We start from the raw sequence: 24,074 nt of genomic DNA, 5'->3' as shown, positions 1-24,074 counted from the left end.
CGTCCGAGTGCGGTACAACGATCGGCCAGCCTACCGCGCGCGGTACGACAACCGGATCACGGGGACGGCACCGGCATCAGGACGTGCGATCGGGCAGCACACCGCTGAGCAGGAACGCGACGCTCCGTTCCTTCTCCGTCCAGGCCCTGGTGTCGAGTTCGACGGACTGCAGGAGTGCGCACTCCACCTCGTAGCCGTGCTCGGTCAGGTCGCGGCCGACGAGTTCGGCCTCGTCCCGGGTGGCGGCATGGCTGACGATGCGCTGCGGGCGGCGGTCGGCGACCGCGGAGACCACGGCCGCTCCCCCGCCGCCGACCCGGACGACGTCCGGTTCGGGCAGGTTCTCCAGGACGTGCGGCGCGATGCCGTGCACGATCTGGAGCTGGACCCCGAAGCGGCGTGCGGCGGCCTCGGTGCGGGCGCAGGCGCCGGGGTCCCGGTCGACGGCGATGACGGCGGCGCCGGCCCGGGCGGCCTCAGTGGCGAAGGCGCCACCGCCGCAGCCGATGTCCCACACGAGGTCGCCGACGCGCGCTCCGAGCCGGGCGAGTTGGGCGGCGCGGAGCAGTTCGGCCTCCCCTTCGCCAAGCTCACCGTCGTACGCCTCGGCGGGCAGCGTCCAGCCGCGCGGTCCCGCGCCGGGGTCCCGTCCGGCAATCCAGCCGCCGCCCTCTCCGGCGCCGACCGGGCCGCCGATGACGATGACGACGTTCGGGTCGCGCCAGGTGTGGTCGGCGGCCTTGTCGGAGGTGACGACGGTGACCTGTTCGCGTCCGGTGCCGAGTTCCTCACAGATGACGAAGGTGCGGTGGATTCCGTCCAGGAGCAGGCCGAGTTCGGCGGGGCCCGCGCCGGGTGAGGTGAGAACCGCGACCTTGGTGTGGGCCCGGCATACATTCACCGCACGTCGCAGGGTGCGGGGGTGTGCGACGACCACCTGGGCGTCGTCCCACGGCATGCCGGCCCGGGCGAAGGCGGCGGCGACCGAGGAGACGGCGGGGACGACTTCCACCTCCAGGCCGAACTCGGGCGCGCGCAGGGTTCGTACGACACCGAAGAAGCCGGGGTCCCCGTCGGCGAGCACCACCGCCGTACCGCGATGGGCGGCGATGCGGCGGGCGGCCAGGGTCAGGCTGCCGAGGCGGATGCGCTCGGCGGTGGGCGGCACCTCCGGGAGCGCGAGGTGGTGGGCGGCTCCGGCCACGAGCGTGGCCGCGCCCAGGGCGCCGCGTGCCGCGGCGGTCAGCGGAGAGCCGTCCCAGCCGATCACCGTGACCCGGTCGGCCATCGTCGTCAGTCTCCAGGGGGTTTGCGCAGGTCGTCGGGGGCAGCCCGCGGGCAGGCGGGCTCCGTGAGAGTACCTGGTGCCACCCGGGCGCGCTCGCGCGGCGCCCCCCGTGCCATCAGTTCCAGTCCGAGTACGACGTGAAACCGCCCGTGTCGGCCAGCTGGTCCCCCGCACCCTCGATGTCCTCGGGCAGCAGGCTCCACACGATGTAGTCGGTGCGCACCTCCGCCCAGGCGCCGTCGTCGGTGCGGGTGCGCGCTATGCAGGCGTTGCGCAGAACCCCCTCGCTGATGCACCCGATCTTCTGGGCGACCTGCTGGGAGGCCGTGTTGTCAGCGGCCGTGCGCAGCTCGATGCGTTCGAATTTCTGGTCGCCGAACAGCCATTGGGCCGTGGCCAGCGCGGCCTCGGAGGCGTAGCCCTCACCGCGGGCCCAGGGGGCGATGATGTACGACATCTCGGTGGAGCGCACATGCCAGTTCGTCTTGCCGAGCTGGATGATGCCGACCAGGCGCTGTGTGAGGAACTCGGTGACGGCGAGGTCGAGGCCTCGGCCGGCGGCGCGCTCGGTGGGGGTGTATTCGGTGATCCAGGTGCGGGCGCCGTCCTCGGTGAAGGGCTGGGGGACGTCCGTCCAGGCCGCGACCTGCTCGTCGTTCATCATCTCGGCCAGGGCCGCGACGTCGTCCTCGTCGAGGGGACGCAGCACCAACCGCTCCGTGCTGATGGAGATGTTGGGGAAGGTGCTCGTCATGACGCCGCTCCGTAACCTTCGAACCGTCAGGCCTGCTGAACTGCCCAGCATGCAGCATGAAAGCACTGAACCACACACCCGGGGTCCACTCCGCGTGATGGAGTGGACCCCGGGTGCGAACAAAAGGGCGTCGCTCAGAAGGACGCGATGACCGAGCCGTCGTACTCGTCCTCGATGAACTTCTTCACCTCGGCGGACGTGAGCAGCTCGGCGAGCTTCTTCACGCGCGGGTCGTCCTCGTTGCCCTCCTTGACGGCGAGGAAGTTGCCGTAGGGGTTGTCCTCGGCGGACTCCAGGACGAGGGCGTCGTCGGCGGGCTTGAGGTCGGCCTCGATGGCGTAGTTGCCGTTGACGACCGCGGCGTCCACGTCGTCGAGGGAGCGCGGGGTCTGGGCCGCCTCCAGCTCCTTGAACTCGAGGTTCTTCGGGTTCTTGGTGATGTCCGCGGGGGTCGCTTCGTTGCCCACGCCGTCCTTGAGGGTGATCAGGCCGTTGTCGGCGAGCAGCTTCAGCGCCCGCGCCTCGTTGACCGTGTCGTTCGGGACGGCGATGGTGGCGCCGCTCTTCAGGTCGTCGGCGCTCTTGATCTTGTGGGAGTAGAGGCCGAGCGGCTCCAGGTGGACCGTGACGACGGGCACGATGTGGGTGCCGTTCTTCTTGTTGAAGTCGTCGAGGTACGGCTGGTTCTGGAAGTAGTTGGCGCCGACCGAGCCGTCCTCCGTCGCCGTGTTCGGCGTGACGTAGTCGGTGAACTCCTTGACCTCCAGGTCGAGGCCCGCGTCCTTCGCCAGGTTGTCCTTGACGAAGGTGAGAATCTCGGCGTGCGGGGTGGGGCTCGCGGCGACGACCAGGGGGCCGTCGGCGTCGGCGGAGCCGGAGCCGCTGTCGGAGGAGCCGCATGCGGTGAGCCCGAAGGTGAGGGCTCCGACGGCGAGGGCGGCGGTGGTGATCTTGGCGGTGTTACGCACGAAAAGTGCCTTTCCTTATGGGTGGAGCGACCCCGTCTTGGGTATACGGGGGGTTCTTGGGATGCTCAGGCGACCTTGCTGACGTCGGCTGCGGCCGGCTCCTTCGCCTTCAGCAGGCGGAGCTTGGGGCCGGGGCCGGAGCGGGCACCGCGGCGGTGCAGGGAGCGGGCCGCGTAGTCGCCGGCGAACTGGATGAGCGCAATCACGACGGCGAGGAGCGCCACGGTGATCCACATCAGCCCGGTCTCGAAGCGCTGGTAGCCGTAGCGGACGGCGAGGTCGCCGAGGCCGCCGCCACCGACGGTGCCGGCCATGGCCGAGTAGCCGATGAGGGCGATGACCGTGGTCGTCGTGCTGGCGATCAGCGAGGGCAGCGCCTCCGGGACCAGGACCTTGCGGACGATCGTCCAGGTGTTGCCGCCCATCGACTGGACGGCCTCGACGAGCCCGTGGTCCACCTCGCGGACGGCCGTCTCGACCAGGCGGGCGAAGAACGGGATGCCGCCGATGGCGAGCGGCACGATGGCGGCCTCGCTGCCGATGGTGGTGCCGGTGACCCAGCGGGTGAAGTTCATCAGCGCGACCATGAGGATGATGAACGGCAACGAGCGGCCGATGTTCACGATCTGCCCGATGACCTTGTTCGCCACGGTGTTCTGCAGCAGGCCGCCCTTGTCGGTGAGGACGAGCAGGACACCGATGGGCAGTCCGAGGACGACCGCGATCAGGGTGGACCAGCCGACCATGACCAGGGTCTCGGTACACGCCTGCTCCAGCAGGGGCTGCATCTCGGACCAGGTCACTTGGCACCTTCCTTCACCAGCACGGGCTCGTCGCCCAGGACGTCGATCTGCAGGCCCTGTTCGCGAAGGAAGCCGATCGGGACGACGTTGTCCTCGTAGCGGCCGGGCAGTTCGATGCGCATCCGGCCGACCTGGAGGCCGCCGACGGTGTCTATGGCGGCGCCGAGGATCGATATGTCGATGTTGTAGGTGCGCGACAGCTGGGAGATGACGGGCTGGGTGGCGGCCTCACCGTGGAAGGTGACGTCGAGGACGGTGCGGTCGTCGGCGGAGGCCTCGCCGCCCACCGGGAAGAGGGCCGCGGCCAGCTCCGAACCGGGGGTGGCGAGCAGCTCGCTGACGGTGCCGGACTCGACGATGCGGCCCTTGTCCATCAGGGCGGCCGAGTCGCAGATGCTCTTGACGACGTCCATCTCGTGCGTGATGAGCAGGACGGTCAGGCCGAGTTGCTGGTTGAGGTCGCGCAGCAGTTGGAGGATCGAGCGGGTGGTCTCCGGGTCGAGGGCGCTGGTGGCCTCGTCGGACAGCAGCACCTTGGGGTCGCCGGCCAGGGCGCGGGCGATGCCGACACGCTGCTTCTGGCCGCCGGAGAGCTGGGCCGGGTAGGCCTTGGCCTTGTCCGCCAGGCCCACCAGGTCGAGCAGCTCAAGTGCCTTGCGGGAGCGCTCCTTGCCCGACGTGCCGAGGATTTCGAGCGGCAGCTCGACGTTGTCCTGCACGGTCCGGGTGGACAACAGGTTGAAGTGCTGGAAGACCATGCCGATCCGGCTGCGCGCCCGCCGGAGCTCCTTGCCGGCGCGGGGTCCGCGCCCGGCGAGCGCGGTGAGGTCCTGGCCGGCGACGGTGACCGTGCCGGAGGTGGGGCGCTCGAGGAGGTTGATGCAGCGGATGAGCGAGGACTTGCCGGCGCCGGACTGGCCGATGACGCCGTACACCTCGCCTTCGCGGACGTGCAGGTCGACGCCGTCGAGGGCGGTGACCTCGCGGCCGCGTGAGCGGTAGACCTTGGTCAGGCCCGAGGTGGTGATCACGTGGTTTCCGTCACTGTCGAGTACGCGGGCGTGGGTGTGCCCTGGTACGGAGGTAAGAGGTGCGCGATGGGGGTCCCCCACGCCGTTCAGGCAGTGGGGGAAGCTGGGTCACGTACGGGCAGCGGGCGTACGGACATGCCACGGCGGCTCGCTTCGGGGCGCGAGGCTCAGGGAGTGCAGGGGCCCTCTAGAAGGCGCACATTCGACACATACAGCGAGCACCGGGCGTCATGGTCGCCTCGGTCGCAGGGATGCGGCTGCTCGTCGTGGTCATGCGATCAGTAAAGCAGACGTATGAACGCATCCGAGAACCGCTGTCCGCATGTCGGACAGCGGTGGACAGTCGTCAGTCCCGGACGGAGACCTCCACGCCCTCGGCGGTGACCAGCGCGGACAGGGCCGACAGGTCCTTCACCACCAGGTCGGCGGTCAGTTCATGGGCCTGGTGGGTTGTGGCCAAGGCCACGGTGGTCATCCCGGCGGCGCGGCCGGCCTGGAGTCCGGCGGGGGCGTCCTCGAAGACGACGCAGCGGGCCGGGTCGACGCCGAGTTCGCGGGCGGCGAGCAGGTAGGGCTCGGGGTCGGGCTTGCCGCGGGTGACGTCGTCGGCGGCGATCAGGGTCTTGGGGAGGATGCCGACGGCGTCGAGACGGGCCTCGGCCAGCCGGCGGGTGGCGGAGGTGACGACGGCCCAGCGGTCGGCGGGGAGGGAGTCGAGGAAGGCCTTGGTACCCGGCAGCAGGCGCACGCCTCCGTTGGGTACGTCCTCCACCTCCAGCTTCTCGATCCGTGCGACGGCCTCCGGCACGACGTCGGCGGGCAGCAGGTCGGCGGCTATCTCGGCGGCGGTACGCCCGTGCAGTTCGATCTGCGCGAAGTGCTCGGCCGTGATGCCGTACTCCCCGGCCCACCGGGTCCAGCAGCGGTTCACGGAGTCGAGGGAGGAGACGAGGGTGCCGTCGTTGTCGAACAGGAGTGCTTCAGCGCGGATCTTCATGTCCCCGACCCTACGGGGCACCGCGGGGGTGGCCGCATCAGGCCTTTTGGCCCGTAATAGGGTCGCTGCATGCTTGATGCCCTGACGCTGGCGACCGGTGTCGCCGCGCTGCTGCTCGCCGCGTGGTGCGGTTGGGCCGCGTACCGTGATCAGCCGACGAAGGACTGGCACTTCATCGGGATGGCCGTGGTGTCGGTGCTGGCGCTGGTCCAGCTGATTGTCGGGGTCGTGCAGTTGGCGCGGGGCGAGAAGCCGGAGCAGGGGACGACGATCTTCGTGGCGTACCTGCTGGGGGCGTTCGCGTGCATCCCGGCCGCGGGGTTCATGTCGCTGGCGGAGCGGACGCGGTGGGGGTCGGTGACGGTGGCCGCCGGCGGTGTGGTGCTGGCCGTCCTGGAGGTGCGGCTCTATGACATCTGGGGAGGCTGAGGTGGCCACGACGACCAGGACACGGCTGATCAGTGGGCCCGGCGTGCTGCTCGTGTGGTTGTACGGCGTGATGGTCGTGGGGGCGGTGTCGCGATCCGGGTACCAGATCGCGACGGAGTTCGACCGGGCACCGCTCGCCTATTCGCTGTCGGCGGTTGCGGGAGTCGTGTACGGGTTCATCACGTACTCGCTGGTGCGGGGTGGGGAGACGGCTCGCCAGGCGGCGGTGGTGTGTTGTGCCGCCGAGCTGGTGGGTGTGCTCATCGTTGGTACGTGGACGCTTGTCGAGCCGTCTGCCTTCCCTGACGCGACCGTGTGGTCGGACTTCGGCATGGGGTATCTGTTCATTCCGGTTCTGTTGCCGGTTTCAGCGTTGTACTGGCTGCGGAAGTCGCGTCGCGAGCTGCGGAGTTGATCGCCGTTGGCGGGTGCGGGTCTTCTGTGGCTTGTCGCGCCCACGGTGGGGGAGGAGCCGCAAATCGATACAGCCCCGTGCCCCTCACCGGCGTTGCACCTGACGCCCGTCAAGCGGTAGCCGCGTATGCCCCCGCCTGCTTCTCCAGGACGATCATCGGTACCCCGTCCGTACCCTCCGACGTGCCCACCGTCTCGTAGCCGACCCGGCGGTACAGGCGCAGGTTGCTCTCGCTGCGGTGGCCGGTGTGGAGGCGGAACTTCTTGGCGCCGCGTTCCTCCGCGAGTGCCGCCTCGGCCGCGCGCAGCAGCCGCGCGCCGATGCCGTGGCCCTGCATGCGGGGGTGGACGCACAGGCGGCTGATGGAGGCGGCGCCGTCCTCAGTCACCGCGCCGCGTACGGAGCCGACCACCTCGTCGCCGAGGCGGGCCACGAACACGCAGTCGGTGGCGACCTCCTGGCGGACGGAGTCGAGGGTCTGGACGAGCGGGTCGATGCGGTAGTTGCCGTACAGCGCGGCCTCGCTCTGGAAGCACAGGTACTGCAGCTTGAAGATCTGCTCGGCGTCCTGGTCGGTCGCCTCGGAGATGATCACGCTCATGCCCATGTGTGCACGCCTCCCGCTCACCTGTTGCCTGTCGTCCCTCACTCCTATCCCCGCGCTTCGCGAGCCGCAACCTCCGCTGCAAGCAATCGCCGTAGACATCCCAGACATCTGGAACGTTCCGGCCCCAGACTGCCCTGTGAGATACCCAACTCCCCCGCGATTTCCCGGTATGTGAGGTCCTTCGGCGACAGAAGGGCTTCGAGGAGCGTGGGGCAGCGGCCCGGCAGCCGGCGCACCGCGTCGCGCAGGGCGCGGCGGCGGGCGGCGGCGAGGGCGAGCTGTTCGGGGCCGCGGTCGCCGTCGTCGGCGGGTTCGCTGTCGTACGGTCGCTCGCGTCTGGTGGTACGGCGGGTGCGCCGGGCCTCCGAGCGGACGGCCCTGCGCAGCCAGCGCTCGGGGTCGTGGGGCGGACCGTCGGCGTCGAGGCGCTCCAGCAGGCGCAGCCAGACCGCCTGTTCCAGGTCGCCGGGTTCGGTGCCGGCGGCCGGCGCCTCGGCGGAGGCTTCCGCGGCGAGCAGCGGGCGCAGTGTGGTGAGCAGGTCGTGCGTCATATGCGGCACGACGCGGCCGCCCGGCGGTGGGTTGCCCCGGGCGGCCGGCTGTCACTCCGAACGGTGGCCGGGGACTCAGCCGTTGACGAAGTCCTCGCGGGCCAGCAGGCCGGTGTCGGGGTGGTCGGTGAAGATGCCGTCGATGCCGGTCGCGAAGTACGCCCGGTAGGCGCCGAAGACATCGCCGTAGGCGTCCGCGTCGGTGCCCTTGCGGAAGTCGGCCGGCAGGAAGGGGTTCTCGTTGCGCAGGGTCCAGGGGTGCAGGACCAGACCGACCTTGTGCGCGTCGCTGACGAGGGTGGTCGGCTCGGTGAGGTTGCCGGCGGCGTCCTTCGGGATGATGAGGTCGAGGGTGGGGCCGATGCCCTGCGCGTAGGAGGCGATCTCCCTGAGGCCGGCCGGCTTGATCAGGTCGGCGACCGTGCGGGGGTCACCGGTCTCGACGAAGTCCCAGGGGCGGGTGCTCGCGCCGGACAGCAGGACGACGAGCGGGTTGTCGACCAGCTTGTTGAGGCGCTGGATGCTGGTGGGCTCGAAGGACTGGAGGATGACCGGCGAGTTCCACTTGTTGCGCCCGTACTTGCGCAGCACCTTGGCGACCCGCTCCTCCAGGCCGAGGCCCAGCTTGCGGAAGTACGTGGGGTGCTTGAGCTCGGGGTAGATCCAGACCTGCCTGCCGCGTCGGCGGGTCTGCTCCTCCTGCCACTGGAGCACCTCCTCGAAGGTGGGGATCTCCCAGCGGCCGTTGTACAGGGTGTTGTGCGGCCGGTTGGCCGGGATGCGCTCGGTCGCACGCAGCGTCTTCAGCTCGGCGAGCGTGAAGTCCTCGGTGAACCAGCCGGTGGTGGAGACGCCGTCCAGGACCTTGGTGGTCCTGCGGTCGGCGAACTCGGGGTGGTCGGCGACGTCCGTGGTGCCGCCGATCTCCGGCTCGTGCCGGCAGACGAGGTGACCGTCCTTGGTGGGCACCAGGTCGCCGGCCTCGACGATGTCGGCGCCCATGTCGAGGGCCAGCTGGTACGAGCCGAGGGTGTGCTCGGGGCGGTAGCCGCTGGCGCCGCGGTGGGCGACGATCGTCGGCACGGGCAGGGACTTCATTCCGCGGCCTCCATGTCGCGCATCGGCTCTCGCCGTGCCGGACAGACCGAAAACGGCTCCGCTCGCGCCGAGCACGGCCGCGCCGAGGAGCGCCCGCCGTCCGGTGCCGGTGGCGTTCTCCTGCGCCTGCTCGTTCGACTCCTGCGGTCCCATCAGCGGCCTCCCTGCCGTCGACTCGTCGGTGCGCGCCGATCGTAGGGGGGTGGACGTGTCCGTCGGGAGGCCTCGGTTCGAACGCGTGGATGACGCTGGATGTCGTATGGGGTGCGTGTTCCAGCCACCCTATGACGGCCCGTCGGCGTCGGCCCCGCCCTCCGGGGTAGCCGGACGTTAGGCCTCCCGCGCGATGTCCGTCACATCGTCGCGTACGGGTTACGCGCCGCCCACGACGCGCCACCGCAGGTAAACGTACGTCAACAGTGCGTAAGGCCTCGGTGAACCCGATGTCCCCGATGTGCGCGACCCGTGCCGCCGCGAGTATCGTCCTCACCTGCACAGACATAGACCGAATCCCTTGACGTCCCTAGACACCCGTTGACACCGGAGGGTCCGTTGTCCCGCTTCGCGCTCATCAAGGCAGTGCTCGGTCCGATCATGCGCCTGATGTTCCGCCCCCGGGTGGAGGGCGTGGAGCACATCCCTGGCGACGGTCCGGTCATCCTGGCCGGCAACCACCTCACGTTCATCGACTCGATGATCCTGCCGCTGGTCTGCGACCGTCAGGTGTTCTTCATCGGCAAGGACGAGTACGTCACCGGCAAGGGCCTCAAGGGCCGGCTGATGGCGTGGTTCTTCACCGGCGTCGGCATGATCCCGGTCGACCGGGACGGCGGCAAGGGTGGTGTCGCGGCGCTGATGACCGGCCGCCGGGTGCTGGAGGAGGACAAGGTCTTCGGCATCTACCCGGAGGGCACGAGGTCTCCCGACGGGCGGCTGTACCGAGGGCGCACCGGCATCGCGCGGCTCACCCTGATGACCGGGGCGCCGGTCGTCCCGTTCGCCATGATCGGCACCGACAAGATCCAGCCGGGTGGCGCGGGCATGCCGCGGCCGAGCCGGGTGACGGTGCGGTTCGGTGAGGCGATGGAGTTCTCGCGGTACGAGGGGATGGACCGGGACCGGTACGTCCTGCGGGCCGTCACCGACTCGGTGATGGCCGAGGTGATGCGGCTGTCCGGGCAGGAGTATGTGGACATGTACGCCACGAAGGCCAAGGAAGCGGCGTAGCTCCGCTGGGTTCGCCGGGGGGTCGGGGGGCTGTGGGTGGTTCGTTGCCTGCGGGTTCGTTGTGGCTGGTCGCGCAGTTCCCCGCGCCCCCTCAAACCTCGCAGTTCCCGCGCCCCCTCAAACCTCGAGCATCCCCCCCGCCCCCTAGCGGCACTAGATCGGCGCGTGCTCCGGTGGGGCGCCGTTTGTGTGGGGCTGGCCTGAGGCTGGGAACCACAGGACGAATGTCGAGCCCTTGCCTACGCGGGAGAAGAGTCGTACCTGGCCGCCGTGGGACTCCACGATCTGTCGGACGATCGCCAGGCCGAGGCCCGCGTGGCGGTCGCGGCCGTTGCCGTTGCCTTTTGCGCGCCAGAAGCGGTCGAAGACGCGGGCCTGGTCGTCATCGAGGATGCCGGGGCCCTGGTCCTGTACGGCCGTCCACCGCCAGCCCTCGGAGCTGCCGGCCGCGACCGTGATGCGGGTGCCGGGCGGGGCCAGGCGGACCGCGTTGGAGAGCAGGTTGCCGACGGCGCGGCGCAGGGCGTCGTGGTCGCCGATGACTGTCAGGCCAGGCGCCAGTCGGCGATGCAGGACGAGTCCGCGTTCCGCGGCGAGTGGCGCGAACTCCTCGCAGGCCTCGCCTGCCGTGACCGCCAGGTCGACGTCGGCGTCGGCGAGGGCGGGCGCGCTGCGGCGGGCGGTGGCGAGCAGGTCCTCGACGAGCCGGGTCATCCGGGTGGTGGCCCGGTCCACGCTGCGGGCGGCGGCGCGCCGGTCCTCCTCGTCGGACTCCTCGGCCGTGAGGACGGCATCCAGGTTGGCGCGGATGATGGCGAGCGGGCTGCGCAGTTCGTGCGAGGCGTCGTCGATGAGCTGGCGCTGGGCGCGGAAGGCCTCGTCGAGCCGGTCGAGCATGGAGTCGACGGTGTCGGCGAGTTCGCGCAGTTCGTCCTTCGGGCCGGTGAGGCGGATGCGCTGGGAGAGGTCGGTGGCCTGGATCTCGGCGGCGGTACGGGAGATGGCGCGGACGGGGCGCAGGGCGCGGCCGGAGAGGATCCAGCCGATGACCGGGCTGGCGACGGCGAGGACACCGAGCACGGCGAAGGAGAAGTTGCGCAGGTTGCCGAGGGTCTCGTAGTTGACGGCCGCCTCGACCTCCTGGAGCTTCACGACGTCGATCTCACCGATGTAGACGTCGTTCACGTACTTCTTCGCCGAGAACTGGTTGCTGACCGGGTGGGCCTCGCCGCTGCGCTCGACCGCGAGGTAGGTGGCGCCGAGGACGAGGGCGGTGAGGACGAAGAGAAGGCCGGAGTAGAGGACGGTGAGGCGGAAGCGGATGGTGTGGGTGAAGGCAGGCAGACGCGGGCGGCGCGGGCGCTTCATGGCGTCTCCTTGAGGCGGTAGCCCTGCCGTATCACCGTCTCGATGAGCGGCTCGTCCTCGCCGGTGACCTTTCGGCGCAGGGAGCCGACCGTGACGCGGACGGTGTTGGTGAACGGGTCGGCGTGCTCGTCCCAGACGTGCTCCAGCAGTTCCTCCGCGGGCACGACCCGGCCGGGGCGGGTCATCAGATAGTGCAGGACGCCGAACTCCTTGGGGGTGAGCCGGAGCGGCCGGTCGCCGCGGAACGCCTCGAAGCGGGCGGTGTCCAGCCGTAGTTCGCCCACCTCGACGACCGCGGTGCCGCCGTCCTCGCGGCGCAGCAGGGCGCGTATGCGGGCGAGGAGTTCGGGCAGGGCGAAGGGTTTCACCAGGTAGTCGTCGGCACCCTCGTCGAGGCCGCGCACCCGGTCGGCGAGCCGGTCGCGGGCGGTCAGCATCAGGATGCGGGGCCCTCCGGGGGCGGCACGGATGGCCCGGCAGACGGAGAAGCCGTCGCCGTCGGGGAGGTTCAGATCCAGCAGGACCAGGTCGTAGTCGTTGACGGCGAGCTTCTCGGTGGCCGTGTCCACGTCGGGGGCGACGTCGACGGCATAGCCGGCCCGCACGAGCCCGACCTTGAGCGCAACGACCAGGTCCTCCTCGTCCTCGACCACGAGCAGTCTCATCACAACCTCCTGACCTGCAACGCCCCCACGCTCACCCGCCGTCGATGATCGTCCGCGCCGCATCCACCGCGTCACCCACAGGAATGGCGAACCCGATACCGATGGACCCACCCCTCTCCTGGTCCAACGTCGCAATGGCCGTATTGATGCCGACGACCTGCCCGTCGTCGTCGACCAGCGGCCCACCGGAGTTGCCCGGATTGATCGACGCGTCGGTTTGCAGCGCCCGCCGCTGGCCTCCCTCACCGAGCCGGACCGGGCGGTCGAGGGCGCTGACGATGCCGGAGGTGACCGTGCCGCTCAGGCCCAGCGGCGAGCCGATCGCCAGAACGGTGTCACCCACGGCCGGACGGCCGCCCGTGGCCAGCTCGGCCGCATCCAGCCCACGCCCCGTCTCCGGTTCGAGGACGGCGACGTCATGCGCGGGGTCGTCCCCGATCACCTCCGCCCGCAGCCGCCGCCCGTCCTGCAGCTCGACGGTCACCTCGGAACTCCCCTCCACCACATGGGCGTTGGTGAGCACCCGGCCGCGCTCGTCGAAGACGAACCCCGAGCCCTGTCCCCGCGCCGTCTCGACGGACACCACGCTGGGCAGGACACGCGCGGCGACGCCTTCGAGGTCGCCCGCCTGCCGGGCCGCCGGTGCGGCCGGGTCGGTGTCGCCGAGGGCCCCGGCCGCGTAGCCGGCGGCGCCGCCCGCGAGGACGGCGGCGAGGAGGGTGGCGACGAGGGGGCGCGGAGTGCGTGCGGGGCGAGGGGCAGGTGAGGGGTGGGGGGCGACGTACGGGGAGGCCGGCGGGTCGGGCCGGGGCACCGGCCGGCCGGGGAGAGAGGGCACGCTCCCGGACAGGAACGCCGGGCCTCGCGGGGCCCCCAGGCCGGGTTCCGTGCGGGACTGTTGCGTCGGCGTCCGCGGGCCGCTCGGGTCGTCTGTCACGGGCCTGTCTCCTTGTGATGTGGGCCGGTTCACGGGATCCGGGAGAACCACAGCAGTGACGTCGCGGCCGCGAGGAGCGCGGTGAGGAGACCGGCCGCCACGAACCACTGCCAGATCTCGCGTTCCTCGGTGCGGTGGCCGACGGAGCTGCCGATGTCCTCGTAGACCGCCTGGAGTTCCTCTCCGGTCGCCGCCTCGTGGAAGTCGCCGCCCGTCGTCGTGGCGAGTTCCTCCAGCGCGGGTCCGTCGACCGGGACGGGGACGCTGTCGCCGGACGGGAGGGTGATCGTGCCTTCCTGGGTGCCGTAGGCGATCGTCGACACCGGGATGCGGTCGGCGGCGGCCTCCCGGGCCGCCGACTCCATGGAGCGGCCCGTGGTGTTGGAGCCGTCGGAGAGGAGCACGATGTGGGCGGGCGGCGGTTCGGTCTCCGCCCGTTCGTCGAGCGCGCGGACCGCGTTCCGGGCGGCGACGACGGCGTCGCCGATCGCCGTGCCCTCGCCGGTGTTCAGGCGCTGGATGGCCGTGCGCAGCACCTCGCGGTCGGTGGTCGGCGGTACCGCGACCGTGGCGGAGCCGCTGAAGGGGACGAGCCCGGCGTTGAACCGCTCCGGCAGCCGGTCCACGAAGGCCAGCGCGGCGTCCCGGGCGGCGGCGAAGCGGGTCGGCTGCACGTCCGTGGCCTCCATGGAGGCGGATACGTCGAAGGCGACCACGATGGTGGCCCGCTCCCTGGGCACCTGGACCTCGGTGGTCGGCCGGGCGAACCCCACGACGAGCAGCGCGAGCATGCCGCAGAAGGCCGCGGCCGGGACATGCCGCCGCCAGCCGGGCCGGCTGGGCGCGACCTTGTCGAGCAGGTCGAGGTTGGTGAAGCGGACGGCGTACCGGCCGCGCCGGCGCTGTACCACCAGGTAGGCGACGATCAGCGCGGCGAGCGGCACCAGAAGCAGCAGCCAGCCCGGGGACCGCAGACTCATGCCGCCCCGCCTCCCGCCCGCCGCCGCTGCGTCTCGACGTACCGGACGATGTCCCGCACCCAGTCCCGGTCCGTGCGCAGCCGCAGATGCGCGGCGCCGGCCCGGCGTATCGACTGTCTGATCAGCGCCCGCTGCTCCAGCGCGGCCGCCGCGTACCGCTCCCTCAACCGCCGTGAGTAGGTGGGGACTTCGCGCCGCCGCCCGGTCTCCGGGTCCACCACCGTGAGCAGTCCGACGGCGGGCAGCTCCAGCTCCCGCGGGTCGACCGTCTCGACGGCGAGCACCTGGTGGCGGCGGGCCGCGGTGCGCAGCGGCTGTTCCCAGCCGGTCTCCAGGAAGTCGGAGACGACGGCGACCAGGCCCCGGGAGGGCAGCGCGCGCAGCGCGTGCAGGGCGTCGGCGAGGGTGTGCTGCGGGACGCCGGGGCCGACCCGGGGCCGGTCGAGGGCGGCGTGCAGGATCGCCAGCAGGTGGCGGCGGCCGGTGCGCGGCGGGATGCGGTGGATACCGGACGGGCCGGTGAGCTGTGCCCCGAGTCTGTTTCCGGCCCGCTCGGTGAGGAACGCGACGGCCGCCGCCGCGCCCACGGCGAGGTCCCGCTTCTCCATCGTCGCCGTGCCGAAGTCCATGCTGGCAGAGGCGTCGAGGACGATCCATGTGGTGAGTTCGCGGTCGGCGAGGGTGCGGCGGACGTGCGGGACGGTGGTGCGGGCGGTGGCGTTCCAGTCCATGCGGCGGACGTCGTCGCCGATGACGTACGGACGGGTCTCCGACACCTCACTGCCGGGACCGGGGACGAGGGAGGCGTGGTCGCCCTGGAGGAGTCCGTCGGGGCGCCGGGTGAACAGCAACTCCAGGTGTTTCAGGGCCTGTTCGGGGGTGAGTTCGCGCAGGGTCGGGGTGCTCATGCGGCGGCCTCCTCGGCGGCCTGGCGGGGGCTGATCCGGGGCTGCTCCACCGCCGCGAGCACCTCGTCGACGATCTCGCCGGCGGTGATGCCGTCGGCGAGGGCGTCGAAGGACAGGACCAGGCGGTGCGCGATGACCTCGTGCGCCAGGTCACGCATGTCGTCAGGCAGGACATAGCCGCGCCCGCGCAGCAGCGCCAGCGCCCGGGCGGCGGCGACCAGGCCGAGCGTGGCGCGCGGACCGGCGCCGTGCGCCACCCGGCTGCCGGGACCGGCGAGTTCGCGGGTGGCGACGACGAGCCGTACGGCGTACTCGGCGACCGCATGGTGCACGAACACCTCGTCGGCGGAACGCTGGAGGGCGATCAGCCCCTGGGGGGTGAGGACGCGGCGCGGGCGGGGCGGGTCGACGCTCATCCGGTAGAGGATGGCGAGCTCCTCGGACTCGCTGGGAGCGGCGATCTCCACCTTGAGCAGGAAGCGGTCGCGCTGGGCCTCGGGGAGCTGGTAGACGCCCTCGGACTCGATGGGGTTCTGGGTGGCGAGGACGAGGAACGGCTCGGGTACGGACAGGGTCGTGCCGCCGATGGAGACCTGGTGCTCGCCCATGACCTCCAGGAGCGCGGACTGCACCTTGGCGGGGGCGCGGTTGATCTCGTCGGCGAGTACGACGTTGGCCATCACCGGCCCCGGCTCGATGTCGAAGGCCTCCTGGGAGGGGCGGTAGATACGGGTGCCGGTGATGTCGGAGGGGACGAGGTCGGGGGTGAACTGCAGGCGGGCGAAGTGGCCGCCTGCGACCTGCGCGAGGGTCTTCGCGGCGAGCGTCTTGGCGACGCCCGGCACGCCCTCCAGCAGGCAGTGGCCGCGGGCCAGGATCGCGGTGAACATGCGCTCCACCATGCGGTCCTGGCCGACGATCACCCGCTTGACCTCGAAGAGGGCCTCCTCCAGGAGTTTGCCCTCGCTCGACGGGGCGGTCACAGCGCGGAGGAGGGGTCGCCCGACGGGGTCGTGGTGCCGCCGCCGTCCTTCCAGGGGCAGTCCTCGCGCCCGTCCGTGCCGCCCTCCTCGACGACGAACCTGATCTGCTCGCGCGGCGGCTCGTCACCGTCGGCGGCGAGCGCGACGCCGCCTCCGGCGAGGCCGACGACTGCGAGGGCTCCGCCGGTGACGAGGAACTTGCGTGTACGTCGTGTCATGGTCTGTGGCTCCTTCGGCCGTGGGGGACGACGTCGGGTACGGAGCCAAGACCATCAGGTGGAGCCGAAAACGGGCTTAAAGCCGGATGTGGGGGCTGGTCGGGGCTGCGGGGCGGGTGCGGGTGTGTGGGGGCTGATCGCGCAGTTCCCCGCGCCCCTAAGGTCGGTTGTCCAGCCGTTGGTTTCGCAGCATGAACCACGCCGCTGCCGCCGCTGCCAACAAGACCGCCGCTCCCGCGCCTGCAGCGATCGCGAGTCCGTCCACGAAGGACTGCCGAGCCGCGTCCATCATCGCCTCGGACGTCTGCGCCGGCATGCCCGCCGCCGCTTCCACCGCTCCGCCCAGCGACTCGTGCGCCGCGTCCGGAGTGCCCGCCGGTCCGGGGAAGCCCCGGTACACGCCGGTCACGATCGAGCCGAGCAGGGCGATTCCGAGGGCAGCGCCCAGTTCGTACGCCGTCTCGGAGACCGCCGACGCCGCGCCCGCCTGTTCCTTCGGCACGCCGGAGAGGATCACGTCGGCGGTCACGGTGAAGGAGAAGCCGGCGCCGATGCCCACGACCAGCAGGGCGGCGCCGAGCAGTGGGTAGCCGGTGGACTGGTCGATCACCGTCAGCGCGGCCAGTGCGAGGCCGACCGCCGCGAGCCCGCCGGAGACCACGGCCCGTACCGAGAAGCGCCGGGCCGCCCGCCCGGCGACCAGACCGGCCGCCACCGCGCCGATCGCGGCGGGCAGTTCGGCCAGGCCTGCCTCGAACGGCCGCCTGCCCTGTACGAGTTGCAGGTACTGCGAGAGGAAGAACACCAGGCCGGACAGGCCGAGGACGGTCAGCAGATCGGCCAGCACCGCACCGCTGAAGCCGCGGCTGCGGAACAGCCGCATGTCCAGCAGCGGGGTGGGCAGGGTCAGCTGGCGCCGGACGAACCAGTAGAGGGCGGCCGCACCCACGAGGCCCGCGGCGAGCGCCGCCCACCCGAAGCCGTGCGCGGCGGCCTCCTTGACGGCGTACACCATGCCGACCATGCCGACCAGCGACAGCACGACGCTGTACAGGTCCCACGGGCCGGGGTTGGGGTTGCGCGACTCCGGCAGCAGCTTGACGCCCACCACGACCAGCACCGCCATCACGGGCAGGTTGATCAGGAAGACCGATCCCCACCAGAAGTGCTCCAGCAGGAAACCGCCGACGATGGGGCCGACCGCCGTACCGGCGGAGGCGGTGGCGCCCCAGATGCCGATGGCGAGGCTGCGTTCGCGCGGGTCGTGGAAGAGGTTGCGGATCAGGGCGAGCGTGGACGGCATCAGGGTGGCACCGGCGACACCGAGCAGCGCCCGGGCCAGGATCATCATCTCCGGCGTCGTCGCATAGGCGTTGAGCACGGACACCGCGCCGAACGCCGTGGCGCCGACGAGCAGGATCCGCTTGCGGCCGATGCGGTCGCCGAGGCTGCCCATGGAGACGAGCAGACCGGCGATGACGAACGAGTAGACGTCGCCGATCCACAGCAGCTGGGTGCCGGAGGGCCGCAGGTCCTCGCTGATGTACGGGGTCGCGAGGCCGAGGACGGTGGCGTCGACGGCCACCAGCAGCACGGCGAGCACGAGGACGGACAGCGCGAGCCAGCGGCCCGGGCGCTTCACCGCCTCGGTCGCGGTCGCCGGCTGCAGGGTGCTGGTCATGATTCCTCTCTCCGCAGTGCGCCGCCGAGCAGCAGCTCGACGATCATGGTCTGGAAGTCCTTGGCTGCGACCTTGCCGTCATGTACGGACCAGGCCCCGGCGGCGATCAGGCCGTAGAGGGCCTCGGTGAGCCAGGCGGGGGTCAGGTCGATACGGAACTCTCCGCTGTCCTGGCCGCGCCGGAACAGGGCCGAGACCCGGGCGTCGAGCCGGGCCCAGCCCTCGTTCTGCTGCTCGCCCTCGAACAGCTGGTTCTCGCTGTAGAGGAAGGACAGAAGTCCGGCCGCGGGCTCCATCTCGCGGACCAGGCGCCGTACGGCGTCCTTCGCGCTGCCCTCGTCCAGGCGGGCCGCGTCCAGCGCGGCCTCGCACTCCGCGATGCCGAGCGACTCCAGCGCCCGGACCAGCGCGTCGCGCCCGGCGAAGTGGCGGTGCAGCGTGGCCCGGCTGATCCCGGCGGCCTTGGCGACCTCGTCCATGGTCGCGGTGGATTTGCGGGTCAGCAGGGCTGCGGCGCTGCGGAGTACGTGGTCTGGATCGATGGCCATGAGACAACGATAGCGCGCATGAGACATTCACGTCTCACTCTGGGCGTGCGTGGCTCAAAGCCCCAGGTCGGAAAACCCTCAGTGCCAGGGCAGCTGCCCGCGCCGCTCCCAGTACGCCTGCGGCTCCTCGACGAGCGCGGCAAGGCGGGTCAGCTGGTCGTCGTCCAGGTCGACGACGGCGGCGTGCAGGTTGGAGGCGAGCTGGGTGACGGTCGCCGCGCCGGAGAGAACGACGCCGGCCCACGGCTGGCGCAGGATCAGGGCGAGGGCCACGGCGTCGCAGCCGAGGGAGGTCTCTTCCGCTACGGCCTTCAGCGCGTCCGGCGCATACGGCTCAGCGAGCCGGCCGTTGGCCATGGCCTCCTTGACGATCACCGTGAGGCCGGCGTCGTGGGCCTCGGCTAGGGCGGAGGCGGCGGACGTCTCAAGGGCGTTGTACGTCGACTGCACAGTACGGAAGAGGGGTTCGCCGTCGACCGTCACTTCCAGCGCCGCCCGGATCGCGTCGGCCTGCGCGGGCCCGCTGGTGGAGAAGCCGATGGTGAGGCCCTCGGCCGCGGCGTCGGCCAGCCTGGCGTGCAGGTACTTGTCGGTGAGGGCCGGGCTGTCCGGGGTCACCGAGTGGATCTGGTAGAGGTCGAGCCGGTCGCCGAGCAGCTCGGCGCTCTCGGCGCGCTGCCGCTCGAAGGTGGCGACGCTGTGGTCCTTGACCTCGTGTTGTTCGGCGTCGGTGGTCCACTCGGCGGTGTAGGTGTAGCCCCACTTGCTGCCGACGACGATGTCGTCGATCTCGGGGTGGGCGTTCAGCCAGTCGGCGAGGAACTCCTCGGAGCGGCCGTAGGAGCGGGCGACGTCGAAGTAGCGGACGCCCTGGGCGTAGGCGGCGTCCAGGAGCTCGCGCGTCCGCTCGCGCAGGGCCTCGACACTGCGGTCGGCGGGGAGGTCCTGCTCACGGCCGAGGTTGATGTAGCCGGGGCGGCCGACGGCGGCGAGGCCCAGGCCGATGTGGCAGGTGGGAGTCGTTGCCGAGGCCAGTCGGGCGAAGGGCATCGCGGGCTCCGTTCGGTCGCTCCATACGGCGTGCGACCAACGTAACCCGCGATGCCCCCGTGTCACTTACGGGCGTTCGCCCACGCGTGCTGCGCGGTCACGTCCGCCTTGACCTCGGCCAGCTGGACGGCGACGGCACTGGGCGCCGTACCGCCGCGGCCGCTGCGGGAAGCGAGGGCGCCCGGCACGTTGAGGACGGAGCGGACCTCGGGGGTCAGGTGGGCGGAGATCTTCGCGAACTGTTCGTCGGTCAGCTCGTCCAGCTCCTTGCCCTCGGCCTCGGCGACCTTCACGCACTCGCCGGCGACCTCGTGCGCGACCCGGAAGGGCACGCCCTGCTTGACCAGCCACTCGGCGATGTCCGTGGCGAGCGAGAACCCGGCCGGGGCCAGCTCCTCCATGCGCTCGCGGTGGACGGTGAGGGTGGCCATCATGCCGGTGAAGGCGGGGAGCAGGACCTCCAGCTGGTCGATGGAGTCAAAGACCGGCTCCTTGTCCTCCTGGAGGTCGCGGTTGTACGCGAGCGGGAGCGCCTTCAGGGTCGCCATCAGGCCCGTCAGGTTGCCGATCAGACGGCCGGACTTGCCGCGCGCCAGCTCGGCGATGTCCGGGTTCTTCTTCTGCGGCATGATCGACGAGCCGGTGGAGAAGGCGTCGTGCAGGGTCACGAAGGAGAACTCCTTCGTGTTCCAGATGATGACCTCCTCGGCGATCCGGGAGAGGTTCACTCCGATCATCGCGGTGATGAAGGCGAACTCGGCGACGAAGTCACGGGAGGCCGTGCCGTCGATGGAGTTGCCGACGCTGCCGTGCTCGAAACCGAGGTCGCGGGCGACGGCCTCGGGGTCGAGGCCGAGAGAGGAACCGGCCAGCGCGCCCGAGCCGTACGGGGAGACCGCCGTCCGTTCGTCCCACTGGCGCAGGCGTTCGGCGTCCCGGGACAGGGACTGCACATGCGCGAGGACGTGGTGGGCGAAGAGCACCGGCTGGGCGTGCTGGAGGTGCGTGCGGCCGGGCATCGCGACGTCGGGGTGCGCCTCGGCGAGGCCGATCAGGGCGTCCTGGAGGTCGGCGATCAGCCCGCCGATGATGCGGGCGTGGTCGCGCAGGTACATGCGGAAGAGGGTCGCCACCTGGTCGTTCCTCGACCGTCCCGCGCGCAGCTTGCCGCCGAGGTCGGGGCCGAGGCGCTCCAGCAGGCCGCGCTCCAGGGCCGTGTGCACGTCCTCGTCGGCGATCGTGCCGGTGAAGGACCCGGCGGCCACGTCCGCTTCGAGCCGGTCGAGCCCGGCGATCATCCGGGTCAGCTCGTCCTCGGTGAGCAGCCCCGCCGTGTGCAGCACGCGCGCGTGCGCACGCGAACCGGCGATGTCGTAGGGCGCGAGCCGCCAGTCGAAGTGGACGGACGCGGACAGCTTCGCCAGGGCCTCGGCGGGACCGTCGGCGAAACGACCGCCCCAGAGCCGTACGTCACCGCTGTTGCTGCTCACTTGCTCGTACTCCTCGGGAGGTGTGGATGTGCCACCGCCTCCCCACGGCGCGAGTGAGGAGGCGGTTGTCAGGCTAGTGCGGGTGAGGTGTTCTACGACGTCTTACGCGAGGTCCCGCTTGGCCGCGATCTTCGACGACAGGCTGTAGATGTCGATGAAGCCCTTGGCCGCGGACTGGTCGAAGGTGTCGCCCGTGTCGTAGGTCGCGAGGTTGAAGTCGTACAGCGACTCCTGCGAGCGCCGGCCGGTGACGACGGCGCGGCCGCCGTGCAGGGTCATCCGGACGTCGCCGGAGACATGCTGGTTGGCCTCGTTGATGAAGCCGTCCAGGGCGCGCTTGAGCGGGGAGAACCACAGGCCGTCGTAGACCAGTTCGCCCCAGCGCTGCTCGACCTGCCGCTTGTAGCGGGCGAGTTCGCGCTCGACGGTGACGTTCTCCAGCTCCTGGTGGGCGGTGATCAGCGCGATCGCGCCCGGGGCCTCGTACACCTCGCGGGACTTGATACCGACCAGCCGGTCCTCGACCATGTCGATCCGGCCGATGCCCTGGGCGCCGGCGCGCTCGTTGAGCTGCTGGATGGCCTGCAGGACGGTGACGGGCTTGCCGTCGACAGCGACCGGGACGCCCTCCTTGAAGGTGATGATCACCTCGTCCTCGTCGCGCGGCGTCGCCGGGTTCTGGGTGTACTCGTAGATGTCCTCGATCGGCGCGTTCCAGATGTCCTCGAGGAAGCCGGTCTCGACGGCGCGGCCGAAGACGTTCTGGTCGATGGAGTACGGGGACTTCTTGGTGGTCGCGATCGGGAGGTTCTTCTCCTCGCAGAACGCGATGGCCTTGTCGCGGGTCATCGCGTAGTCGCGGACCGGGGCGATGCACTTCAGGTCGGGGGCGAGGGCGACGATGCCGGCCTCGAAGCGGACCTGGTCGTTGCCCTTGCCGGTGCAGCCGTGGGCGACCGTGGTGGCGCCGTGCTTCTTGGCGGCGGCGACGAGGTGCTTGACGATCGTCGGCCGGGAGAGGGCGGAGACCAGCGGGTAGCGGTCCATGTAGAGGGCGTTGGCCTTGATCGCCGGGAGGCAGTACTCCTCGGCGAACTCGTCCTTGGCGTCGGCGACCTCGGCCTCGACGGCGCCGCAGGCGAGCGCGCGCTTGCGGATGACGTCCAGGTCCTCGCCGCCCTGGCCGACGTCCACGGCAACGGCGATGACCTCGGCGCCCGTCTCCTCGGCGATCCAGCCGATGGCGACAGAGGTGTCCAGGCCGCCCGAGTAGGCGAGTACGACGCGCTCGGTCACGGGTTTCTCCTCACACTGCATTCGCTGACATGCATGAGTATGCAGGAGACTGCATGATTCGTCAATGCGGTGCCTGCGGGACCGGAAATCTCGTCGGCGGGTGAACATCCGAAACCGCTTTCTCGTACTTCCCACCGAACACCGGCGCCGGTTCTGTCAACGCACACCCCCGACCCAAGTGAGGCTTCCGCATGTCCAGGGCTCTTCCGAAGTACAACAAGCGCCGCGTCGCGATGATCGGCGGCGTGTCAGCGGTGGTGTTGTCCGGGGCACTGATCGCCGGCTCCGCCTTGGCCGGGGAGACGCCCGAGAACGGCGCGCAGGCGACGACGAAGGCGGCGGCCGGCACCATCAGCTGCCCCGAAGTGGCGTCCCGGCTGCCGGCGATCCCGGCCTCCGCACAGGCCGAGGTCGACCGCAACCTGGCACTGCTCACCACGCAGATCGACGAGGCCAACAAGCGCCTGAACGAAACCGTCGGGCAGGGCGGACCCAACTTCGTGCAGAACGCCATCCTCGGCCCGCTCGAGGACAAGCGCATCGCGACGCTGAACCGCATCGAGACCGCCATCGGCCGCGCCGCCGAGAAGCCCGAGGGCCTTGAGGCGTTCGCGACCTGCACGCTCGACGCCGGCGCAGGCGCCGGGGCCGGCGAGGGCGCGGAGGCGGGCGAGGACGACACCGCCACGGCGGAGCCGGAGGCCCCGGCCACGGAGGAGGCGGGCGGCGCCGAGGACGCGGGCGACGCGGCGGGCGGCAACACGGCCGCCGGCGCCATCGCCTGCCCCGACGTCGCCTCTCAGCTGCCGGCGATCCCGGCCTCCGCACAGGCCGAGGTCGACCGCAACCTGGCACTGCTCGACACCCAGATCGACGAGGCCAACAAGCGCCTGAACGAAACCGTCGGGCAGGGCGGACCCAACTTCGTCCAGAACGCCATCCTCGGCCCGCTCGCCTCCAAGCGCACCGCCGCCATCGACCGCATCGCCATCTCCATCGGCCGCACCGCCGAAAAGCCCCAGGGCCTCGACGCCCTGGCCGCCTGCACGCTCAACGAGTGACGTGACAGGTACTGTGGCCGCCCCGTTGGAGCGCCGGCCGGGGCGGCCGCGGTGACTCTCCTGGAAATCCTCGGGCAGGGAAACGACTTTCCTCGACAATCAGCGGTATGGGAAAGACGTATGAGCGCATAGACGGCCGACTCCGTACGTTCATCGAGGAGCAGCCCCTCTTCTTCACCGCGACCGCCCCGCTGTCCGGGGACGGCACGGTCAACCTCTCCCCCAAGGGCCTGAAGGGCTCCTTCGCGGTGCTGGACGAACACACCGTGGCCTACCTCGACTTCGCCGGCTCCAACGCCGAGACCATCGCCCATCTGCGGGAGAACGGCCGGATCACCCTCATGTGGTGCGCCTTCCAGGGGCCGCCGAACATCGTCCGGGTGCACGGCCGCGGGGAGCCGGTGTTCCGCGACGACCCGCGGTTCGGGGAGCTGCTCGCCCGCTTTCCGGACGTCGACCCGAGCCCGCACGGGCTGCGGGCGATCGTCGTCGTGACGGCCGAACTCGTCCGGGACTCCTGCGGTTTCGCGGTGCCCCACATGTCGTACGACGGGGACCGCGACCTGCACGCCCAGCGCTTCGCGCGCGAGGACGACGCCTCGCTCAGCGAGTACTTCGCCAAGAAGGACCACATCGCCACAAGCCTGGACGGGCTGCCCGGCCTGCCGCTGCCCTTGCCGCCCGTCCGTCCGAAGTAATCACTTCGGACGTCGGCCCGCCC

General features: G+C 70.9%; 26 protein-coding genes. 5 read left to right on the top strand and 21 right to left on the bottom strand.

Annotated elements, in window-relative coordinates:
* Positions 1 to 76: 76 nt before the first annotated feature.
* From cbiE to ACFVJQ_RS06540, 6 genes are all read right to left on the bottom strand, one after another.
* Positions 77 to 1,288 carry a precorrin-6y C5,15-methyltransferase (decarboxylating) subunit CbiE gene (cbiE, locus tag ACFVJQ_RS06565; RefSeq protein WP_385511463.1) on the bottom strand — a complete coding sequence of 404 codons (1,212 nt, stop codon included), beginning with the start codon at positions 1,286 to 1,288 and terminating at the stop codon, positions 77 to 79.
* A 115-nt stretch (positions 1,289 to 1,403) separates the two neighbouring features.
* A complete protein-coding gene (locus ACFVJQ_RS06560; RefSeq protein WP_385511465.1) occupies positions 1,404 to 2,042 on the bottom strand; it encodes a GNAT family N-acetyltransferase in 639 nt (212 codons plus the stop codon).
* Positions 2,043 to 2,176: 134 nt separating this feature from the next.
* On the bottom strand, positions 2,177 to 3,010 hold the full coding sequence (locus ACFVJQ_RS06555) for a MetQ/NlpA family ABC transporter substrate-binding protein (protein ID WP_385511466.1): 834 nt from the start codon (positions 3,008 to 3,010) through the stop codon (positions 2,177 to 2,179).
* Positions 3,011 to 3,075: 65 nt separating this feature from the next.
* Positions 3,076 to 3,813, bottom strand: a complete 738-nt coding sequence (locus ACFVJQ_RS06550; RefSeq protein ID WP_385511469.1) for a methionine ABC transporter permease — start codon at positions 3,811 to 3,813, stop codon at positions 3,076 to 3,078.
* Positions 3,810 to 4,844 (bottom strand): methionine ABC transporter ATP-binding protein, encoded by a 1,035-nt coding sequence (locus tag ACFVJQ_RS06545; protein WP_385781437.1) that lies wholly within the window; start codon positions 4,842 to 4,844, stop codon positions 3,810 to 3,812. The genes ACFVJQ_RS06550 and ACFVJQ_RS06545 overlap by 4 nt, the downstream gene beginning before the upstream one ends.
* Positions 4,845 to 5,190: 346 nt before the next feature.
* A complete protein-coding gene (locus ACFVJQ_RS06540) occupies positions 5,191 to 5,841 on the bottom strand; it encodes an HAD family hydrolase (RefSeq protein WP_385781435.1) in 651 nt (216 codons plus the stop codon).
* A gap of 69 nt (positions 5,842 to 5,910) precedes the next feature.
* Between ACFVJQ_RS06540 and ACFVJQ_RS06535 the strand changes: the two genes are divergently transcribed.
* Positions 5,911 to 6,270: a hypothetical protein gene (locus ACFVJQ_RS06535; RefSeq protein ID WP_385511473.1), complete on the top strand. Its 360-nt coding sequence runs from the start codon at positions 5,911 to 5,913 to the stop codon at positions 6,268 to 6,270.
* The gene (locus tag ACFVJQ_RS06530; RefSeq protein WP_385781431.1) at positions 6,251 to 6,685 is read left to right on the top strand and encodes a hypothetical protein; all 435 of its coding nucleotides are present in this window, start codon (positions 6,251 to 6,253) and stop codon (positions 6,683 to 6,685) included. The genes ACFVJQ_RS06535 and ACFVJQ_RS06530 overlap by 20 nt, the downstream gene beginning before the upstream one ends.
* Positions 6,686 to 6,794: 109 nt before the next feature.
* On the opposite strand, the gene ACFVJQ_RS06525 is transcribed toward ACFVJQ_RS06530, so the two are convergent.
* The 3 genes from ACFVJQ_RS06525 to ACFVJQ_RS06515 form a co-directional block, all read right to left on the bottom strand.
* Complete coding sequence (locus ACFVJQ_RS06525) at positions 6,795 to 7,292, bottom strand: GNAT family N-acetyltransferase (protein ID WP_385511475.1); 498 nt, start codon at positions 7,290 to 7,292, stop codon at positions 6,795 to 6,797.
* Between the two features lie 44 nt (positions 7,293 to 7,336).
* A complete protein-coding gene (locus tag ACFVJQ_RS06520; RefSeq protein ID WP_385511477.1) occupies positions 7,337 to 7,843 on the bottom strand; it encodes an RNA polymerase sigma factor in 507 nt (168 codons plus the stop codon).
* A 75-nt stretch (positions 7,844 to 7,918) separates the two neighbouring features.
* Positions 7,919 to 9,094 carry a glycerophosphodiester phosphodiesterase gene (locus tag ACFVJQ_RS06515; RefSeq protein ID WP_385781427.1) on the bottom strand — a complete coding sequence of 392 codons (1,176 nt, stop codon included), beginning with the start codon at positions 9,092 to 9,094 and terminating at the stop codon, positions 7,919 to 7,921.
* 399 nt (positions 9,095 to 9,493) lie between these two features.
* On the opposite strand from ACFVJQ_RS06515, the gene ACFVJQ_RS06510 reads away from it, so the two are divergent.
* A complete protein-coding gene (locus tag ACFVJQ_RS06510) occupies positions 9,494 to 10,168 on the top strand; it encodes a lysophospholipid acyltransferase family protein (protein ID WP_385511479.1) in 675 nt (224 codons plus the stop codon).
* A gap of 153 nt (positions 10,169 to 10,321) precedes the next feature.
* Here the strand turns inward: ACFVJQ_RS06510 and ACFVJQ_RS06505 are convergent, their stop codons facing one another.
* The 12 genes from ACFVJQ_RS06505 to ACFVJQ_RS06450 form a co-directional block, all read right to left on the bottom strand.
* Complete coding sequence (locus ACFVJQ_RS06505; protein WP_385511481.1) at positions 10,322 to 11,536, bottom strand: sensor histidine kinase; 1,215 nt, start codon at positions 11,534 to 11,536, stop codon at positions 10,322 to 10,324.
* The gene (locus ACFVJQ_RS06500; RefSeq protein WP_224739980.1) at positions 11,533 to 12,201 is read right to left on the bottom strand and encodes a response regulator transcription factor; all 669 of its coding nucleotides are present in this window, start codon (positions 12,199 to 12,201) and stop codon (positions 11,533 to 11,535) included. Before ACFVJQ_RS06500 ends, ACFVJQ_RS06505 begins: the two co-directional genes overlap by 4 nt.
* 31 nt (positions 12,202 to 12,232) lie before the next feature.
* Positions 12,233 to 13,138, bottom strand: a complete 906-nt coding sequence (locus tag ACFVJQ_RS06495; protein ID WP_385781423.1) for a trypsin-like peptidase domain-containing protein — start codon at positions 13,136 to 13,138, stop codon at positions 12,233 to 12,235.
* Between the two features lie 29 nt (positions 13,139 to 13,167).
* Entirely contained in the window at positions 13,168 to 14,118 is a 951-nt protein-coding gene (locus ACFVJQ_RS06490) for a VWA domain-containing protein (protein ID WP_224737908.1), read from the bottom strand.
* Positions 14,115 to 15,026 (bottom strand): DUF58 domain-containing protein, encoded by a 912-nt coding sequence (locus tag ACFVJQ_RS06485; RefSeq protein ID WP_385781419.1) that lies wholly within the window; start codon positions 15,024 to 15,026, stop codon positions 14,115 to 14,117. The genes ACFVJQ_RS06490 and ACFVJQ_RS06485 overlap by 4 nt, the downstream gene beginning before the upstream one ends.
* On the bottom strand, positions 15,023 to 16,009 hold the full coding sequence (locus tag ACFVJQ_RS06480; protein WP_385781417.1) for an AAA family ATPase: 987 nt from the start codon (positions 16,007 to 16,009) through the stop codon (positions 15,023 to 15,025). Before ACFVJQ_RS06480 ends, ACFVJQ_RS06485 begins: the two co-directional genes overlap by 4 nt.
* Entirely contained in the window at positions 16,006 to 16,227 is a 222-nt protein-coding gene (locus ACFVJQ_RS06475; RefSeq protein WP_224737904.1) for a hypothetical protein, read from the bottom strand. The genes ACFVJQ_RS06480 and ACFVJQ_RS06475 overlap by 4 nt, the downstream gene beginning before the upstream one ends.
* A 157-nt stretch (positions 16,228 to 16,384) precedes the next feature.
* The gene (locus tag ACFVJQ_RS06470; RefSeq protein WP_385781414.1) at positions 16,385 to 17,908 is read right to left on the bottom strand and encodes an MFS transporter; all 1,524 of its coding nucleotides are present in this window, start codon (positions 17,906 to 17,908) and stop codon (positions 16,385 to 16,387) included.
* On the bottom strand, positions 17,905 to 18,456 hold the full coding sequence (locus ACFVJQ_RS06465) for a TetR/AcrR family transcriptional regulator (protein WP_385781411.1): 552 nt from the start codon (positions 18,454 to 18,456) through the stop codon (positions 17,905 to 17,907). The genes ACFVJQ_RS06470 and ACFVJQ_RS06465 overlap by 4 nt, the downstream gene beginning before the upstream one ends.
* Before the next feature lie 78 nt (positions 18,457 to 18,534).
* A complete protein-coding gene (locus ACFVJQ_RS06460; RefSeq protein WP_385781408.1) occupies positions 18,535 to 19,506 on the bottom strand; it encodes an aldo/keto reductase in 972 nt (323 codons plus the stop codon).
* 62 nt (positions 19,507 to 19,568) lie between these two features.
* Positions 19,569 to 20,996, bottom strand: coding sequence for an argininosuccinate lyase (argH, locus tag ACFVJQ_RS06455; protein WP_385511493.1), 1,428 nt, complete (start codon positions 20,994 to 20,996; stop codon positions 19,569 to 19,571).
* A gap of 102 nt (positions 20,997 to 21,098) precedes the next feature.
* Complete coding sequence (locus ACFVJQ_RS06450; RefSeq protein ID WP_385261597.1) at positions 21,099 to 22,292, bottom strand: argininosuccinate synthase; 1,194 nt, start codon at positions 22,290 to 22,292, stop codon at positions 21,099 to 21,101.
* Between the two features lie 191 nt (positions 22,293 to 22,483).
* Between ACFVJQ_RS06450 and ACFVJQ_RS06445 the strand changes: the two genes are divergently transcribed.
* Positions 22,484 to 23,353 carry a hypothetical protein gene (locus ACFVJQ_RS06445; protein ID WP_385781404.1) on the top strand — a complete coding sequence of 290 codons (870 nt, stop codon included), beginning with the start codon at positions 22,484 to 22,486 and terminating at the stop codon, positions 23,351 to 23,353.
* A gap of 107 nt (positions 23,354 to 23,460) precedes the next feature.
* Positions 23,461 to 24,051: a pyridoxamine 5'-phosphate oxidase family protein gene (locus ACFVJQ_RS06440; RefSeq protein WP_385781401.1), complete on the top strand. Its 591-nt coding sequence runs from the start codon at positions 23,461 to 23,463 to the stop codon at positions 24,049 to 24,051.
* The last annotated feature ends 23 nt before the right edge of the window (positions 24,052 to 24,074 follow it).

Source organism: Streptomyces sp. NPDC127197, from assembly GCF_042672405.1.
In the GTDB taxonomy this organism is placed as follows: Bacteria; Actinomycetota; Actinomycetes; order Streptomycetales; family Streptomycetaceae; genus Streptomyces; species Streptomyces flavusporus.
Note: the sequence above shows the minus strand (reverse complement) of the source record. Positions and strands in the feature narration are given on the sequence as shown.